The organism is Pseudomonas sp. S12(2018) (assembly GCF_024355235.1).
GTDB classification, from domain to species: Bacteria; Pseudomonadota; Gammaproteobacteria; order Pseudomonadales; family Pseudomonadaceae; genus Aquipseudomonas; species Aquipseudomonas palmensis.
This window is the reverse complement of the sequence record NZ_QLAD01000001.1, coordinates 117,982-133,318: the sequence shown is the minus strand read 5'-3', so window position 1 is coordinate 133,318 and position 15,337 is coordinate 117,982. Positions and strand designations below refer to the sequence as shown.

The 15,337-nt window shown below is 63.0% G+C and carries 19 protein-coding genes; 8 read left to right on the top strand and 11 right to left on the bottom strand.

What is annotated here, in order from left to right:
- Positions 1-21 precede the first annotated feature (21 nt).
- Positions 22-909 carry a hypothetical protein gene (locus DN388_RS00700; RefSeq protein WP_254996352.1) on the bottom strand — a complete coding sequence of 296 codons (888 nt, stop codon included), beginning with the start codon at positions 907-909 and terminating at the stop codon, positions 22-24.
- A gap of 147 nt (positions 910-1,056) precedes the next feature.
- Between DN388_RS00700 and DN388_RS00695 the strand changes: the two genes are divergently transcribed.
- Complete coding sequence (locus tag DN388_RS00695) at positions 1,057-1,383, top strand: helix-hairpin-helix domain-containing protein (RefSeq protein WP_043862694.1); 327 nt, start codon at positions 1,057-1,059, stop codon at positions 1,381-1,383.
- A 107-nt stretch (positions 1,384-1,490) separates the two neighbouring features.
- On the opposite strand, the gene DN388_RS00690 is transcribed toward DN388_RS00695, so the two are convergent.
- Complete coding sequence (locus tag DN388_RS00690; RefSeq protein ID WP_078479756.1) at positions 1,491-1,658, bottom strand: DUF2897 family protein; 168 nt, start codon at positions 1,656-1,658, stop codon at positions 1,491-1,493.
- A 181-nt stretch (positions 1,659-1,839) separates the two neighbouring features.
- Between DN388_RS00690 and pyrF the strand changes: the two genes are divergently transcribed.
- A complete protein-coding gene (pyrF, locus tag DN388_RS00685) occupies positions 1,840-2,541 on the top strand; it encodes an orotidine-5'-phosphate decarboxylase (protein ID WP_043862695.1) in 702 nt (233 codons plus the stop codon).
- 72 nt (positions 2,542-2,613) lie between these two features.
- Here the strand turns inward: pyrF and DN388_RS00680 are convergent, their stop codons facing one another.
- Positions 2,614-3,618, bottom strand: coding sequence for an NADP-dependent oxidoreductase (locus DN388_RS00680; protein WP_054915846.1), 1,005 nt, complete (start codon positions 3,616-3,618; stop codon positions 2,614-2,616).
- A 228-nt stretch (positions 3,619-3,846) separates the two neighbouring features.
- Between DN388_RS00680 and DN388_RS00675 the strand changes: the two genes are divergently transcribed.
- Entirely contained in the window at positions 3,847-4,608 is a 762-nt protein-coding gene (locus DN388_RS00675) for an SDR family oxidoreductase (protein ID WP_054915845.1), read from the top strand.
- 38 nt (positions 4,609-4,646) lie between these two features.
- Here the strand turns inward: DN388_RS00675 and DN388_RS00670 are convergent, their stop codons facing one another.
- Positions 4,647-5,840: a benzoate/H(+) symporter BenE family transporter gene (locus DN388_RS00670; RefSeq protein WP_078479755.1), complete on the bottom strand. Its 1,194-nt coding sequence runs from the start codon at positions 5,838-5,840 to the stop codon at positions 4,647-4,649.
- Positions 5,841-5,985: 145 nt separating this feature from the next.
- Here DN388_RS00670 and DN388_RS00665 point away from each other — a divergent pair, with 145 nt between their 5' ends.
- Positions 5,986-6,588 (top strand): glutathione S-transferase family protein, encoded by a 603-nt coding sequence (locus DN388_RS00665; RefSeq protein WP_100634492.1) that lies wholly within the window; start codon positions 5,986-5,988, stop codon positions 6,586-6,588.
- A gap of 43 nt (positions 6,589-6,631) precedes the next feature.
- Here DN388_RS00665 and DN388_RS00660 read toward each other — a convergent pair whose 3' ends face one another.
- From DN388_RS00660 to DN388_RS00640, 5 genes are all read right to left on the bottom strand, one after another.
- The gene (locus DN388_RS00660; protein ID WP_043862700.1) at positions 6,632-7,003 is read right to left on the bottom strand and encodes a glutathione S-transferase N-terminal domain-containing protein; all 372 of its coding nucleotides are present in this window, start codon (positions 7,001-7,003) and stop codon (positions 6,632-6,634) included.
- A gap of 61 nt (positions 7,004-7,064) precedes the next feature.
- Complete coding sequence (gene folE / locus DN388_RS00655) at positions 7,065-7,610, bottom strand: GTP cyclohydrolase I FolE (protein WP_054915843.1); 546 nt, start codon at positions 7,608-7,610, stop codon at positions 7,065-7,067.
- A gap of 69 nt (positions 7,611-7,679) precedes the next feature.
- Positions 7,680-8,237: a Smr/MutS family protein gene (locus DN388_RS00650; RefSeq protein WP_043862702.1), complete on the bottom strand. Its 558-nt coding sequence runs from the start codon at positions 8,235-8,237 to the stop codon at positions 7,680-7,682.
- 52 nt (positions 8,238-8,289) lie between these two features.
- A complete protein-coding gene (locus tag DN388_RS00645) occupies positions 8,290-8,607 on the bottom strand; it encodes a hypothetical protein (RefSeq protein WP_043862703.1) in 318 nt (105 codons plus the stop codon).
- A gap of 73 nt (positions 8,608-8,680) precedes the next feature.
- Complete coding sequence (locus DN388_RS00640; protein WP_054915842.1) at positions 8,681-9,271, bottom strand: cysteine hydrolase family protein; 591 nt, start codon at positions 9,269-9,271, stop codon at positions 8,681-8,683.
- A gap of 190 nt (positions 9,272-9,461) precedes the next feature.
- Between DN388_RS00640 and prmB the strand changes: the two genes are divergently transcribed.
- Complete coding sequence (prmB, locus tag DN388_RS00635) at positions 9,462-10,370, top strand: 50S ribosomal protein L3 N(5)-glutamine methyltransferase (protein WP_054915841.1); 909 nt, start codon at positions 9,462-9,464, stop codon at positions 10,368-10,370.
- 88 nt (positions 10,371-10,458) lie between these two features.
- Here prmB and DN388_RS00630 read toward each other — a convergent pair whose 3' ends face one another.
- Positions 10,459-11,256, bottom strand: a complete 798-nt coding sequence (locus DN388_RS00630) for a hypothetical protein (RefSeq protein ID WP_254996343.1) — start codon at positions 11,254-11,256, stop codon at positions 10,459-10,461.
- 106 nt (positions 11,257-11,362) lie between these two features.
- Positions 11,363-12,325: an alpha/beta hydrolase gene (locus DN388_RS00625; protein WP_213606081.1), complete on the bottom strand. Its 963-nt coding sequence runs from the start codon at positions 12,323-12,325 to the stop codon at positions 11,363-11,365.
- A gap of 145 nt (positions 12,326-12,470) precedes the next feature.
- Between DN388_RS00625 and aroC the strand changes: the two genes are divergently transcribed.
- Genes aroC through DN388_RS00610 form a run of 3 tightly spaced genes read left to right on the top strand, consistent with a single transcriptional unit; the run spans position 12,471 to position 15,276 of the window.
- The gene (aroC, locus tag DN388_RS00620; RefSeq protein ID WP_043862708.1) at positions 12,471-13,562 is read left to right on the top strand and encodes a chorismate synthase; all 1,092 of its coding nucleotides are present in this window, start codon (positions 12,471-12,473) and stop codon (positions 13,560-13,562) included.
- Positions 13,563-13,600: 38 nt separating this feature from the next.
- A complete protein-coding gene (locus DN388_RS00615; RefSeq protein ID WP_043862709.1) occupies positions 13,601-14,752 on the top strand; it encodes an MFS transporter in 1,152 nt (383 codons plus the stop codon).
- On the top strand, positions 14,749-15,276 hold the full coding sequence (locus DN388_RS00610) for an acireductone dioxygenase (RefSeq protein ID WP_254996330.1): 528 nt from the start codon (positions 14,749-14,751) through the stop codon (positions 15,274-15,276). The genes DN388_RS00615 and DN388_RS00610 overlap by 4 nt, the downstream gene beginning before the upstream one ends.
- Positions 15,277-15,337: the final 61 nt, after the last annotated feature.

Here is a 15,337-nt window from a genome sequence, read left to right as displayed (position 1 = left end):
CCCATACGTTTCCTCTTGTCGTCACCCCAATACCACTCGCCCACTCGAAAAAATATCCCGTCGTTCCTTGCGACCAATGTGATGGTGCTTGGCCATTTGGTACACAGCATCAAATCGTTCCCGATTAATCCCCTCGCAGGTTTCCAGGGCTCGCGCTACTAAAGCGTCGTACGCCGACTCCCCAACCAGCCCCCCTACCTCTCTGCGATAGAAGAACCCCAGTTGAAAGCCCAGGGTTTCACTCAAAAACCGTGGTGCGGCGGCAAAGCAATTCTCTAAATCGATCGCATGCGTTGCCCCCACCCCGTCGTTACACATCATCACATTCGCCGCCCATAGATCCATGTGATAGATCCCGCTGCTGTTCAGCGAAAGCAACAACTCGAACGCCGCACCGATCACCCGCTCCACTTCTTCAGGCTTGGCGAGTATCCACTGATAGCCGTCTGTGTAGTTCTGCAACAGTTCTGTGATGATGATGAAGTCATTCATCAACCCCATGCGTGACCTGGTATACCCATAGCCAACCACGCCGGGCACACTCGCGCCGCGGCGGTGCGCTTCCGCAGTGTTTATCAGCTCTTCGATTGGCCAGTCGAACATGCCACAGCTTTTGCGGGTACCGCGCGTAAAGCGGATCCTCTTTGGGAGGGTCTCAATCGCTTGGCGCTTGGCAAACAATGGGCTATCGCCTGTAGATAGTGGCGCGCTTGTCCGGTTTGACGGGCGTTCCTGGCCAAGCAACAGCGTAAGCGTTGCCGCCAGCGCAGTGCTCACAGGCGCGTTCAGATGAACTGTCGAGCGATGATGCTTGAATGTAAACGGAAATCCATCAACCAGCTTGTTCTTCCCTTCGCGCACCGCTGCACATCCCGTGTAAGAGTTTTTCGACGGCCAAAACGGTAACATTTCCTACACATTTTTACATTTCTTTCACATCTTGTTTGAATCCTTTTGACCTTGACTGTGGATCAGTTGTTCTTGAGCCGCTAGGTTTTACAGGCAGCCAAGGAATCGCTGCCTTAGCAAGCTCACACACCAAGGAGTGCCACCGTTATGCGCAATACCTTTCTTGTTTCTCTGCTGCTCGCGCTGCTCAGCGCGTTCTCGCTGCCGTCGTTTGCGGCGGCCACCAAGGCCGCGGGCGACTTGCCAGTCACTACAGTCAGCGCAGCGCTCGCCTCAACCACCGTCAACCTGAACACTGCCGATGCGGCGACACTGCAGTCGTCGCTCGCAGGTATCGGCAAGGCCAAGGCTGAAGCGATCGTGGCCTACCGCGAAGCCAACGGCGCGTTCGAGTCAGTGGATGAGTTGCTGGAGGTGAAGGGGATCGGCCAGGCGCTGATCGAGCGCAACCGGGACAAACTGGCGGTCAAGTGACCTGAGGAGGGGCGGGTCGGGCAATGCTCGATCCGTTTTTATCATCAAATGGCATGGGCCCATCGCCGGCAATGCCGGCGCCTGCAGAAGGCGGGGAAGCGCCACGCTTATCGGTCTTGCGCGTCCTTGGCATCGGCTTCGGCATTGCGCTCATGCACGCGCTTGAGTTGCTCTTCGGTCAAGGGCAGCTTCTTCGCCGTATCACGCAGCATCATCAAGCCACCGACAATCGAGCCGATGGCAACCAGCAAGATCAACCAGGCATACCAGGGCATGAGCTTCTCCTTATCGACGGCGAATGGCGCCGCCTCTGTGATGTTGGACTCGACACGAGCGTCGATGGTTCAAGTATAAGAGGCCCACCACCTGGGGGCGAATTCGCGATCACCGGCCCCCATTGGCACTGCGCATCGGCTACAATGCGCGCCGATTTCGACTTGCCCAGAGAGCCTGCCCATGTCCGCCTGTCAGACGCCTATCATCGTCGCCCTGGATTTCCCTACCCGTGACGCCGCCCTGAAACTGGCCGATCAGCTGGACCCCGCGCTGTGTCGGGTCAAGGTCGGCAAGGAGCTGTTCACCAGCAGTGCGTCGGGCATCGTTGAAACCCTGTGTGAAAAGGGCTTCGAAGTGTTCCTGGACCTCAAGTTCCACGATATCCCCAACACCACCGCCATGGCCGTGAAGGCCGCAGCCGAAATGGGCGTGTGGATGGTCAACGTGCACTGCTCTGGCGGCCTGCGCATGATGGCGGCCTGTCGCGACGTGCTGGACCAGCGCAGCGGGCCACAGCCGCTGTTGATCGGTGTGACCGTGCTGACCAGCATGGAGCGTGAAGACCTCGCCGGTATTGGCCTGGACATCGAGCCGCAGGAGCAGGTGCTGCGACTGGCCGCCCTGGCCGAGAAGGCCGGCATGGACGGCCTGGTGTGCTCCGCCCTGGAAGCCCCGGCCCTGAAGGCCGCGCACCCGTCGTTGCAGCTGGTGACTCCGGGCATTCGTCCTGCCGGCAGCGCCCTGGACGATCAGCGTCGTATCCTTACCCCGCGCCAGGCGCTGGACGCCGGCTCCGACTACCTGGTAATCGGTCGCCCGATCAGTCAGGCGGCTGACCCTGCTCAAGCGCTGTCTGCAGTGGTAGCCGAAATTCGCGGCTAAGCGACCCGGTTTTTCGCCAGCAAGGCTGGCTCCTACAAGGAGGAGCCGGCCTTGCTGGCGAAGTCGTTCCTCTTATACCTTCAACACCAGCTTGCCAAAGTTTTCCCCGCTGAACAGCTTCAGCAGCGCTTCGGGAAAGGTCTCCAGCCCCTCGACAACATCCTCCTTGCTCTTAAGCTTGCCGCTGGCCAGCCAGCCGGCAATTTCGTTGCCTGCGGTGCCGTACTTGGCCACATGGTCCATCACTACGAAACCTTCCATGCGCGCGCGGTTTACCAGCAGCGACAGGTAGTTGGCCGGGCCCTTGACCGCCTGCTTGTTGTTGTACTGGCTGATGGCACCACAGATCACCACCCGCGCCTTGAAATTCAGGCGACTGAGCACTGCATCGAGGATGTCCCCGCCGACGTTGTCGAAGTACACATCCACCCCTTTTGGGCACTCGCGCTTGAGTCCCTCCAGTACGTCTTCGGCCTTGTAGTCGATAACCCCGTCAAAGCCCAGTTCATCGACCAGGTAGCGGCATTTCTGCTCGCCGCCGGCAATCCCGACCACACGACAGCCCTTGAGCTTGGCGATCTGCCCGGCAATGCTGCCGACCGCTCCCGCTGCACCCGAGATCACCACGGTTTCGCCCGTCTTGGGCTCACCCACTTCCAGCAGGGCAAAGTAGGCCGTCATTCCGGTCATGCCCAGGGCGGAGAGATAGCGTGGCAACGGTACCAGCCTAGGGTCGACCTTATGCAGGCCCTTGGGCTCGCCAATGAAGTAATCCTGTACACCAAGGGCTCCGCTCACCGTATCACCCACGGCATAGTCAGGGTGCCTGGACGCCACCACTTCACCGACACCCAGTGCTCGCATGACCTCGCCGATACCTACAGGCGCAATGTAGGACTTGCCCTCGTTCATCCACCCGCGCATGGCCGGGTCCAGCGACAGGTACAGGTTCTTCACCACTACCTGTCCCTCGACAGGCTCGCTCACAGGCACGGTTTCAAAGGTAAAGTCATCACGTGTCACTGCCCCGGTGGGGCGCTTGGCAAGCAGGAATCGGCGGTTGGTCCTGTCAGTCATGGCAAGGTTCTCTCTGGAAGGCAAACCCTGTTGATAGGCCTGCATCGGCAAATCGGCAAGGTCCAGCCTTGTGGCGAATGGTGATTGATCCATCTGGATGATTGAGCCTAGCAGCTAAAATCACCCGGTTCGATGGTGTGTTCACTGCGTGCCTGATGATGCTGCCCAGGAGCCACCGCCGATGACTAGACTCCCGCCATTGTCCTCACTACGTTGCGGGAGTTATCGATGAGCATGACTTTTTCCGGCCAGGTTGCCCTGGTCACCGGGGCCGGCGCCGGCATCGGCCGGGCCACGGCGCTGGCATTCGCCGCACAAGGCCTGAAGGTCGTGGTGGCAGACCTGGACGTCGCCGGTGGCGAACACACGGTCGGGTTGATTCAGGCCGCCGGCGGCCAGGCACTGTTCGTACCTTGCAACGTTACCCGCGAGCAGGACGTGCAGCAGTTGATGGCGCGCACTGTCGAGGCATACGGTCGTCTGGACTACGCCTTCAACAATGCCGGTATAGAAATCGAGCAGGGGCGCCTGGCCGACGGCAGCGAAGCCGAGTTCGATGCGATCATGGGCGTCAACGTCAAGGGCGTGTGGCTGTGCATGAAGCACCAGTTGCCGCTGATGCTCGCCCAGGGCGGCGGTGCGATCGTCAACACCGCATCGGTCGCCGGCCTGGGGGCTGCGCCCAAGATGAGTATCTACAGCGCATCCAAGCATGCCGTGATCGGGCTCACCAAGTCGGCCGCCATCGAGTACGCCAAGAAACTGATCCGGGTGAATGCGGTGTGCCCGGCGGTGATCGACACCGACATGTTCCGCCGTGCCTACGAGGCCGATCCACGCAAGGCTGAATACGCCGCCGCCATGCACCCGGTCGGCCGCGTGGGCAAGGTCGAGGAAGTCGCTGCAGCGGTCCTGTACCTGTGCAGCGACGGTGCGGCATTCACCACTGGCCAGGCTCTGGCAATCGATGGTGGTGCCACCGCTATCTAGCGGGTGGGGCAGGGGAGGGCCAGGCCCTCCCGTGTCGATCAGGCAGGCTTGCGCCAGTTCAGGATCATCAGCGTCAGTACCCCCGCCACAATCCCCCAGAACGCCGAGCCGATCGAGAACAGGGTAAAGCCCGAGGCCGTGACCATGAATGTGATCAAGGCCGCCTCGCGCTCCCTGGCCTCGCTCATCGCGACCGTCAGGCCGTTCATGATCGAGCCGAACAGCGCCAGTGCGGCAATCGACAGCACCAGCTCCTTGGGCAACGCGGCGAACAGTGCCGCCAGGGTGGCGCCGAACACGCCGGCAATGCCATAGAAAATCCCGCACCAGACCGCCGCGGTGTACCGCTTGCTCGGGTCTTCATGGGCATGCGGCCCGGTACAGATCGCGGCGCTGATGGCCGCCAGGTTGATGCCGTGCGAGCCGAACGGGGCCAGCAGCAGCGAGGCCAGGCCCGTCACTGAAATCAGCGGCGAGGCAGGTACCTGGTACCCGTCCGCACGCAGCACCGCCACACCCGGCATGTTCTGTGAAGTCATCGCCACCACGAACAGCGGGATGCCGATGCTGATGGTCGCGGCCAGCGAGAACGACGGCGTGGTCCATACCGGTGTCGCCACCTCCAGGTGGAAGCCGCTGAAGTCCAGCAACCCCATCACTGCGGCGATCGCGGTGCCCACCACCAGCGCGGTCAGTACCGCATAGCGCGGCGACAACCGCTTGATCAGCAGGTAGCTGAAGAACATCCCCAGTACCAGGGCGGTCCGATGCTGGGCGGCAACAAAGATCTCGCTGCCGATCTTGAACAGAATGCCGGCAAGCAGGGCCGCGGCCAGCGATGCCGGAATGCGCCGTACCAGGCGTTCGAAACTGCCGGTGAGCCCGCAGATCACCACCAGTACGGCGCAGGTGATGTAGGCGCCGATTGCCTCGCCATAGCTCACGCCGCCAAGGCTGGTGATGAGCAAGGCTGCGCCGGGGGTCGACCAGGCGACCGTGATGGGCGTGCGATATCGCAGTGAAAGGCCAATGCTGCATACCGCCATGCCGATCGACAGCGCCCAGATCCACGAGGAAATCTGCGCGGTGGTCAGGCCGGCCGCCTGGCCCGCCTGGAACATCAGCACCAGCGAGCTGGTATAGCCCGTGAGCATGGCAATGAAACCGGCGACCACCGCCGAGGGGGAGGTGTCGGCCAGCGGACGCATTGGCGCAGAGGTGGCGTCAGGCATGCAGTAATCCTTGTGCGGGTGTAAGCGGGTTTTTCAGACTACGCTGCGATAGGGCGAGTTTTGCCATACAGCAACCATTGCATTTAACCGTACAGTCGCCAACTATGGACGGCGGTTTCGTTTCAGCTTTGGAGAGGGGGGAACAATGTACAAGGTCTACGGGGATTACCAGTCGGGCAACTGCTACAAGGTCAAGCTGATGTTGCACTTGCTTGATATTCCGTACATATGGTGTCCCGTGAACATCCTCAATGGCGAGACCGAGCGCCCTGAGTTTCTGGTCAAGAACCCTAACGGCAAAGTGCCGGTGCTGGAGTTGGAGGACGGCAGTTATCTGTGGGAGTCCAACGCCATTCTTAACTACCTCGCCGAAGGTAGCCTGTTCCTGCCGAGTGAACCGCGTTTACGTACGCAAGTGCTGCAGTGGCAGTTCTTCGAGCAGTACAGCCATGAGCCCTACATTGCCGTGGCACGTTTCATCCAGTTCTACCTGGGCATGCCCGAAGATCGCGTCGATGAATACAAGTCGTTGCAGAAGGGCGGGCACAAGGCGCTGAAGGTGATGGAGAAACAGTTGCAGGAAACGCCCTACCTGGTCGGTGACAAGTACTCGATTGCCGATGTGGCGTTGTATGCCTACACCCATGTGGCCCACGAAGCTGGCTTCCTGCTGGATGATTACCCGAAGATTCGCGCCTGGCTGGAACGCGTGGCCTCGCATGAGCGGCATGTGCCCATGATCGATTGATGGTGTTTTGCCGGCAGGGAGCAGCCCTGCCGGCCAAGCGCTATCAGACCGCCGAGAACCGCTGGTTCAGGTAGTCGATGATCACCTTGGACTCGTACATCCAGGTGGTCTTGCCGTCTTCCTCGATGCGCAGGCACGGCACCTTGATCTTGCCGCCTTGCTCCAGCAGGGCCTGGCGATCCTGTTCGTTGTTCTTCGCGTCACGCAGTGCCACCGGCACGTTCAGGCGGTGCAGTGTGCGGCGGGTCTTCACGCAGAAGGGGCAAGCGTGAAACTGATACAGGCTCAGCCCCTTGGCCTGCTGCTCGACATTCGCCTGGGCGGCCGCATCACGCTTGAGCTTGCTCGGGCGGCTGACCCAGTCGAGGAAGACGATCAGCTGGCCAAGGCCAACCCGCAGTGCTTTGACGATCATGGCAACTCCTCACAATGAAAAAAGCCGACCTGGGCAGGTCGGCTCGCAGAACCTCGGCCGATTACTTGATCAGGCTGAGGAACTCGCTGCGGGTGGCAGCATTGTCGCGGAAGGCGCCGAGCATCACCGAGGTGATCATCGACGAATTCTGTTTTTCCACACCGCGCATCATCATGCACATGTGCTTGGCTTCGATCACCACGGCCACGCCCAGCGCGCCGGTCACCTGCTGAACCGCCTCGGCGATCTCGCGGCTGAGGTTTTCCTGGATCTGCAGGCGGCGAGCGTACATGTCGACGATGCGCGCCACCTTGGACAGGCCCAGCACCTTGCCGCTCGGGATATAGGCGACATGCGCCTTGCCAATGAACGGCAGCATGTGGTGTTCGCACAGCGAGTACAGCTCGATGTCCTTGACCAGGACCATTTCGCTGTTGTCGGAGCTGAACAAGGCGCCGTTGGTCACCTCTTCCAGGGTTTGGTCGTAGCCGCGGCAAAGGTACTTCATGGCCTTCGCAGCCCGCTTGGGCGTATCGAGCAGGCCCTCGCGGGAAACATCCTCGCCGAGTTGGCCGAGAATCGCGGTGTAGTGCTGTTCCAGGGACATGGATCTACCTGTGGGATTTATCGCAAAAGCGAAGGGTACGGCGGCTGTGACGGCGCTGCAAGCGCGGCGTTACTCGTCACGCCCTTCAAGCATGGTCCGCTTGAGCATGACATACACCGCGCCGGTGCCGCCGTGACGCGCCTGGCACGAGGTAAAACCCAGTACCTGGGCATGCTGGCGCAGCCAGGTGTTGACGTGGCTCTTGATCATCGGACGCTTGCCATCGAGCCGCACCGCCTTGCCGTGGGTGACTCGCACGCAGCGCACCTCGAAGCGCGTGGCCTCTGCCAGGAATGCCCAGAGGGTCTCGCGGGCTTTCTCCACGGTCATGCCGTGCAGGTCCAGGCTGCCTTCGAAACCGATCTGGCCAAGCTTGAGCTTGCGCATCTGGCTTTCCTGCACGCCATCGCGGCTCCAGTGCAGGTCGTCTTCCGGGCCCACGTCGATGACGAACTGATCGGACAGGCCGTCGATCACCGTTTGGTCGCTGCGCACGGTCGCAGCCTGGCGCAGGCTGGCCAGCTGCTTGCGGTCGGCCTTGGGTTTGCCGGTGTCGGCACGATCATGCCGGATCGGCTTGACGCCGTGCATCTGGCTCTTGAACAGGGAAAAATCGTCGTCTTGCATGTAAGCCTCCGCCTGGGCGGCGCAGTTTACGCGACTCCCCACAGGGTTGCAGTCAATCGTGTTTCTTCATCAGGTGCGGCGACAGGTTCAGCCCCCTGGCACGGCGCAGGCGCAACCGGCTGCGGCGCCAGGACCAGACGCCCAGGTACAGCGACAGCAAGCCCAGGCCCAGCACCACGGCAGCGCCGGGGCGGTTGTTGTTGAGCTCGCCCAGCGCCTCGGCATGGCCCAGCAGGCCAGCGACGCCGGCCATGGTCAGGAGCACGCCGAGTATCGCCAGCAGTGCCGAGAACGCCGTGGCCAGGCGTGCGCCCCAGTTGCGTTGTTCGCGGGGACGCAGGCGCCTGGCGTCGAAACTGGATAACTTCATTCCGACTTTCCTCAAAGGGTATCCGGGGTTGGACCCGAACGCCCCAGAGTGGTTCCACTTGCCTGTCGGGTGGTCAGATCAGGCTGTTGACGGGTGCGACACAGGCAAAGTTGTCGGCCATGATCGCCATTTCGCTCTGCTGGATCTGTGCGGCCGGGATCACGCCGTCCTTGAACGGCAGGTCGCGGGTGGCGCAGCCGTCTTCGACCAGGGTGCAGCGATAGCCGTAGTCCTTGGCGCGGCGCACGGTGGTGCTGACGCTGGAGTGGCTCATGAAGCCGCACACGATCAGGTCCAGGTGGCCGTACTTCTGCAGCGTCTCGTGCAGTGTGGTGTTCTTGAAGGCGTTGGGCATGCGTTTTTCGATGACGACTTCATCGCCCTGCGGCTCCAGGCCCGGAATCCACTCGCCGCGCGAGCCCTGTGGGTCGAACAGGCCACCCACGGTGCCCAGGTGGCGCACATGCACCACGGGCCGGCCGGCCTTGCGTGCAGCCTCGAGCAGTTTGCCGATGTTGGCCACCGCTTCGTCCATGCCCGACAGCGCCAGGGGCCCGCTCAGGTACTCCTTTTGCGCATCGATAATCACCAGGCTGGCGTTGCTCAGCTTGGCCGGCGGATAACCGCGACCGCTGAGGTGGAACATCGTCGTTGGAACGGACATCAGGGGCTCCTTTGGATAGGGCTTTTCACCTATTGTCCCCTGCTTGGCGACTTATGTGAATGGCTTAGCGTGCATGCAGCGTGGATAGCGGCCTGCAGGCATGAGCACAATTGCGGCCAGAGGCGTATTGGCGGGCCCATTTGTGTTCCAGGCTGTTAGAATTGCCGGTCGTCTTTAAAGGAGTCTGCCCGTGATCACTTCCCGCCTGCGCACCCTGCGCGACCACATCCGTTGGGCTGTCAGCCGTTTTCATGAGCAGGGGCTGTTTTTCGGGCATGGCGCCGACAATGCCTGGGACGAGGCACGCCTGCTGGTGCTGGGTTCGGTGCATCTGCCATGGGAAGTGGCCGACGCCTATCTCGATTGCCGTCTTGAAGACGACGAGCTGGTCAAGCTGCAGCGCCTGCTCAAGCGACGTATCGAAGAACGCGTGCCGACCGCGTATCTGCTTGGCGAGGCGTGGTTCTGTGGCATGTCGTTCATCGTCGACGAGCGCGTGCTGATCCCGCGCTCCCCCATCGGCGAACTGATCGAAAAACGCTTCGAGCCATGGCTGGCTGCCGAACCCGCGCGCATTCTCGACCTGTGTACCGGTTCCGGCTGCATCGGCATCGTCAGCGCCGACGTGTTCCCCGAGGCCGAGGTGGTGCTGGCCGACCTGTCGTTCGAGGCGTTGGAAGTGGCCAACCAGAACATCGAGCGCCATGGTCTTGAAGAACGTGTGTTCACTGTGCAGGGCGATGGGTTCGAGGGCTTGCCGGGGCAGCGTTTCGACCTGATCCTGTCGAACCCGCCGTATGTCGATGCCGAGGATTTCGCCGACATGCCCCAGGAGTACCACCACGAGCCGGAGCTGGGCCTGGCCTGCGGCAATGACGGTCTGGACCTGGTACGGCGCATGCTGGCCGAGGCGGCGGATCACCTGACTGAGAAGGGCCTGCTGATCGTCGAGGTCGGCAACAGCCAGGTGCATGTCGAGCAGTTGTACCCGGAGGTGGATTTCGCCTGGCTGGAGTTCGAACGTGGCGGGCACGGGGTGTTCATGCTCACGGCCGAACAATGCCGGCAGCATCAGGCGCTGTTTGCTTCGCGGGTGTAAGGGATACCGGTTTCAAGCCTGTCGCGGGTCAAGCCCGCCCCAACAGGGCCGCATTGCCGTGTTGGGGCGGGCTTGACCCGCAACGCTTTCAGCGGTTGGTGGCAATCCAGATCAGCAGCCCGGCCTGGAACACCGCAAAGGCCACCAGGCAGGTGATGGTGAAGCGCAACCCGCTGTCTTCGCGGCGGTACTTGTTGACCCGCTCATCGCGCTCGCGCAGTTGTGCTTCCTTCTCCTGCAGGTTCTGCTCGGCCTGCTGCAGCATGCCCGCAGCATCCAGGATGTCTACCTTCTGTACCTTGTCGGTATTCCAGCCACCCTTGAGCTGACCTGCCTGGACTTCCACGCAGCGCCCCTTCAGGTGCTGCGCATCGGCGTACTCGACCTCCAGGCCATGGCTGCGCAGCACCTGGTCGCGGCGCAGGCGTGTGTCTTCGTTGAGTGCGTCCTTGTTGGCCAGGGCCATGCCCTCGACCCGGTAGTGCGACCACTTGCGCTGTATCCAGTGTACCGCCTGCGACAACAGGAAGCGCCCCAGGCCACGGCTGACCGGCTCGATCTGCAAGCCACTGTCGGGGCCGATCTTGATCTGGTGCAACTCATGGTCCACCCAGATATCCAGGCGATTCTGCTCCTTGCGCACCTTCTGCCCAGGCAGGCGCACTTCCATGCGCAGCAGGCTGTGGGTCTTGTTGTGCCGTTCGGCATAACCGTACTGCACGAAGCGCAGCGGCCGCGCGCCGGTGTTGCGGTCGGTGGGCTGCGGGGACAGGCGCAGCATCTGGAAATGCTCGGGCACAACGTCCGCCCAGGGCAGCGGAGCCGCTTCCGGGGCTGGCGATTCGTCGGTCGCGTCTGGGGCGTCCTGGGGGGTGGCTTCAGTCATCACGGCGGTCCTTTTGTGCACAGCAGGCGGGTCGCAAGGGCGACGCCTGCACCGGCTTATCGGCCGCTTTGCGCAAGACTGGAGACACAATTTGCGCCAATTCGCTTCATGCCGCCGGCAATCGACGAATGAACTCGACGATCCGCTCGCCCAGGGCACTGGCCAGGGGCAGCTCGGGGTTGTTGTAGCTGTCGCGCTGCTGGCTCATTTCACGCGGGCTGATGCGCAGCATGTGGTTCATGCCGTCGATCAGTGCCAGTTCGGCGTCCGGCTTGGCAGCGTGCAGTCTCTCGGCATCCTTGACCTCGACCTGGACGTCGTTGCGCCCCTGCACGATCAACGCCGGCAAGTGGAGGCGGGCGAAGGCGGCGGCCGGGTCCTGGCGAAACAGCGAGATCAGGTACGGCTGCACGCTGGGGCGAAACACGTCGCGCAGGTGCAGCGGTACCTGGGTGCTGGGCTGGCCGGCCTTGAGCTGCTCGATCAGGCGTACGGCCTGGGCCCGCTCGGTCGCCGGCAGGCGTTCACCCAGTTGCTCGCGCAGTACCTGATCGACCGGGCGCCCGCTGCCTGCCACTGAAATTACCGCGCTGGCGCCGGCCTGTTCGGCCGCGAGGCTGGCGATCAGTGCGCCCTCGCTGTGACCCAGCACGATCAGCGGGCCGAAGCGCGGGTCGGCCTTGAGCAGATGGCCCCAGGCAACGGCATCGGCCACATAGCGCTCGACGCTGAGGTTGCGTTCGTCGGGGGTTGCCGCGCGGCTGGCGGCCACCCCGCGCTTGTCGTAGCGCACGCTGGCAATGCGGTTGTTGGCCAGCAGCAGGGCCAGGCGCTTGAGGTTGTCGATACGTCCGCCGGCGGGATTGTTGCCGTCACGGTCGGTGGGGCCGGAGCCGGCGATGATCAGCACCACCGGTGGCGGCGTGTCGCTGCGCGGCAACAGCAGGCTGCCCTGCAGGGTGCCGTCGTCGGTCACCAGGCTGATCGGTCGTTGCAGTACCGTGGGGGCCGCGGCCTGTGCCAGGCCGGTAAACAGGAGGAACAACAGGGCGAACGTGCGCAGCATCATCAGGCCATTAGCGAGGAGGTGGCGTTTTGACTCGTCCGGCGGCATTAGGTTCGCGCCCGGAGGTGATCTAAGGGTATACCCTGCGTATACTGGTTGGCCTTGTTACCATCCAGTTAAAAATCAGGCTGAACGCGGAGCGCCCTGCATGTCCGGCAATACCTACGGCAAGCTGTTCACTGTCACCACCGCTGGCGAAAGCCATGGTCCGGCGCTGGTCGCCATTGTCGATGGCTGCCCTCCGGGCCTGGAGCTTTCGCTGGCCGATCTTCAGCACGACCTGGACCGGCGCAAGCCCGGTACCAGCCGGCACACCACTCAGCGCCAGGAGCCCGACGAGGTCGAGATTCTCTCTGGCGTGTTCGAGGGCCGTACCACCGGCTGCGCCATCGGCCTGCTGATTCGCAACACCGACCAGAAGTCCAAGGACTACTCGGCGATCAAGGACCTGTTCCGCCCGGCCCACGCCGACTACACCTATCACCACAAGTACGGCGAGCGCGACTACCGTGGCGGCGGCCGCAGCTCGGCCCGTGAAACCGCAATGCGCGTGGCTGCCGGTGCCATCGCGAAGAAGTACCTGGCCACCCAGGGCATCCGCATCCGCGGCTACATGAGCCAGCTGGGCCCTATCGAAATTCCGTTCAAGACCTGGGAGTCGGTGGAGCACAACGCCTTCTTCAGCCCCGACCCGGACAAGGTGCCGGAGCTGGAGGCCTACATGGACCAGCTGCGCCGTGACCAGGACTCGGTGGGTGCCAAGATCACCGTGGTCGCCGAAGGCGTGATGCCCGGCCTGGGCGAGCCGATCTTCGACCGCCTCGACGCCGAGCTGGCCCATGCGCTGATGAGCATCAACGCGGTCAAGGGCGTGGAGATCGGTGCCGGCTTCGACAGCGTGGCCCAGCGCGGCACCGAACACCGTGACGAACTCACCCCCGAAGGGTTCCTCAGCAACAATGCCGGCGGCATCCTGGGGGGCATCTCCTCGGGGCAGCCGATCATTGCGCACCTGGCACTCAAGCCGACCTCCAGCATCACCACCCCGGGCCGTTCCATCGATGTGGATGGCAACCCGGTCGAGGTCATCACCAAGGGCCGTCACGACCCCTGCGTCGGCATCCGTGCCACCCCTATCGCCGAGGCGATGATGGCCATCGTGCTGATGGATCACCTGCTGCGCCACCGCGGCCAGAACGCCGATGTGCGGGTAGCCACCCCGGTGCTGGGCCAGCTGTAGTGCACCTGCCCGACGTCGACGCCACGGCCCGCTGAGCCGTGGCGCCGATTCCCTACTGGCGGCTTTCCAGCTTCTACCTGTTCTATTTCGCCTTGCTGGGTTCGACAGCGCCGTTTCTGGCGCTGTATTTCGATCACCTGGGGTTTTCCAGCGCGCGCATCGGCGAGTTGGTGGCCATCCCCATGCTGATGCGCTGCGTGGCACCGAACCTGTGGGGCTGGTTGGGCGATCGCAGCGGCCAGCGCCTGCTGATCGTGCGCCTGGGGGCCTTGTGCACCCTGGCCAGCTTCTCGTTGATCTTCGTGGCCAAGAGCTACGCCTGGCTGGCGCTGGTAATGGCCCTGCACGCGTTCTTCTGGCATGCGGTACTGCCGCAGTTCGAGGTCATCACCCTGGCCCACCTGCAAGGTCAGACTGCCCGCTACAGCCAGGTGCGGCTGTGGGGGTCGATCGGTTTCATCCTCACCGTGGTGGCCCTGGGGCGATTGTTCGAATGGTTGAGCCTGGACATCTACCCGGTGGCGCTGGTGGCGATCATGGCCGGCATCGTGCTGGCCAGCCTGTGGGTGCCCAATGCCCAGCCGCCAGGCCAGCACGAGCGCAGCGATGGTGGCGGCTTTCTCAGGCAACTGGCCAGCCCTGGCGTGGCCGCGTTCTACGTGTGCGTGGCATTGATGCAGTTGAGTCACGGCCCGTATTACACCTTTCTCACCCTGCACCTGGAGCGCCTGGGCTATGCCCGCGGCACCATCGGCATGTTGTGGGCGCTGGGGGTGGTGGCCGAGGTGCTGATGTTCCTGGCCATGAGCTGGATCCTGGCGCGGTTCTCGTTGCGTCGGGTGCTGTTGGCGAGCCTCTTGCTGGCGGCCTTGCGCTGGTGGCTGCTGGGGACCTTTGCCGAGTATCCGGGCGTGCTGCTGTTCGCCCAGTTGCTGCACGCCGCCACGTTCGGCAGTTTTCACGCGGCCGCCATCGCCTTCGTGCAGCGCAGCTTCGGCGCTCGCCAGCAGGGCCAGGGGCAGGCGCTGTATGCGGCCCTGGCCGGTACTGGCGGTGCGCTGGGTGCCCTGTATTCGGGCTACAGCTGGAACGCCCTGGGCGCCACCATCACCTTTAGTATTGCCAGCGTCGCGGCCCTGGTCGCAGCCGTTATCATTGCGTTTCGAATGACAGAGGAAAAGGCCCCATGAGCAGCCTGAGCGTGTTTCACCAGTCCACCCCGGACATTCCCAACAAGGTGCTGACCCACCTTGAAGACATCGCCGCGACACTGGCCGAGCAGGGAATAAGGTTCGAGCGCTGGACGGCGCAGTCGCCTGTGCAGGCCGATGCTGGCCAGGCCGGTGTGCTGGCCGCCTACCAGGCGCAGATCGACCGGCTGCAACACGAAGGCGGTTACCGCGCCGTCGACGTGATCAGCGCCAGTGGCGATCCGATGAGCGAACTGCTGGACGAACATGTGTATTCGGATGACCTGGTGCGTTTCTTCGCAGCCGGGCGCAGCCTGGTCAGCGTGCGGGCAGGGGAGTACGTGCATGCGGTGGCGTGCGAGAAGGGGGATCTGATCGTGGTGCCGGCGGGGTTGCGGGTATGGATCGATGGCGGGGACAACCCGCACTTCGTGGCGGTGCGACTGTTCAATCAGCCTGAAGGGGTGGTGGCGCAGTTCACGGGGGAGAAGCTGGCCGAGCGTTACGCGCGATTGGACGATTGATAACGCCGAGGCCACTGGCTTGCCAGCCAGCGCTCACAGGAACCAAGATGATCCTGTGGGC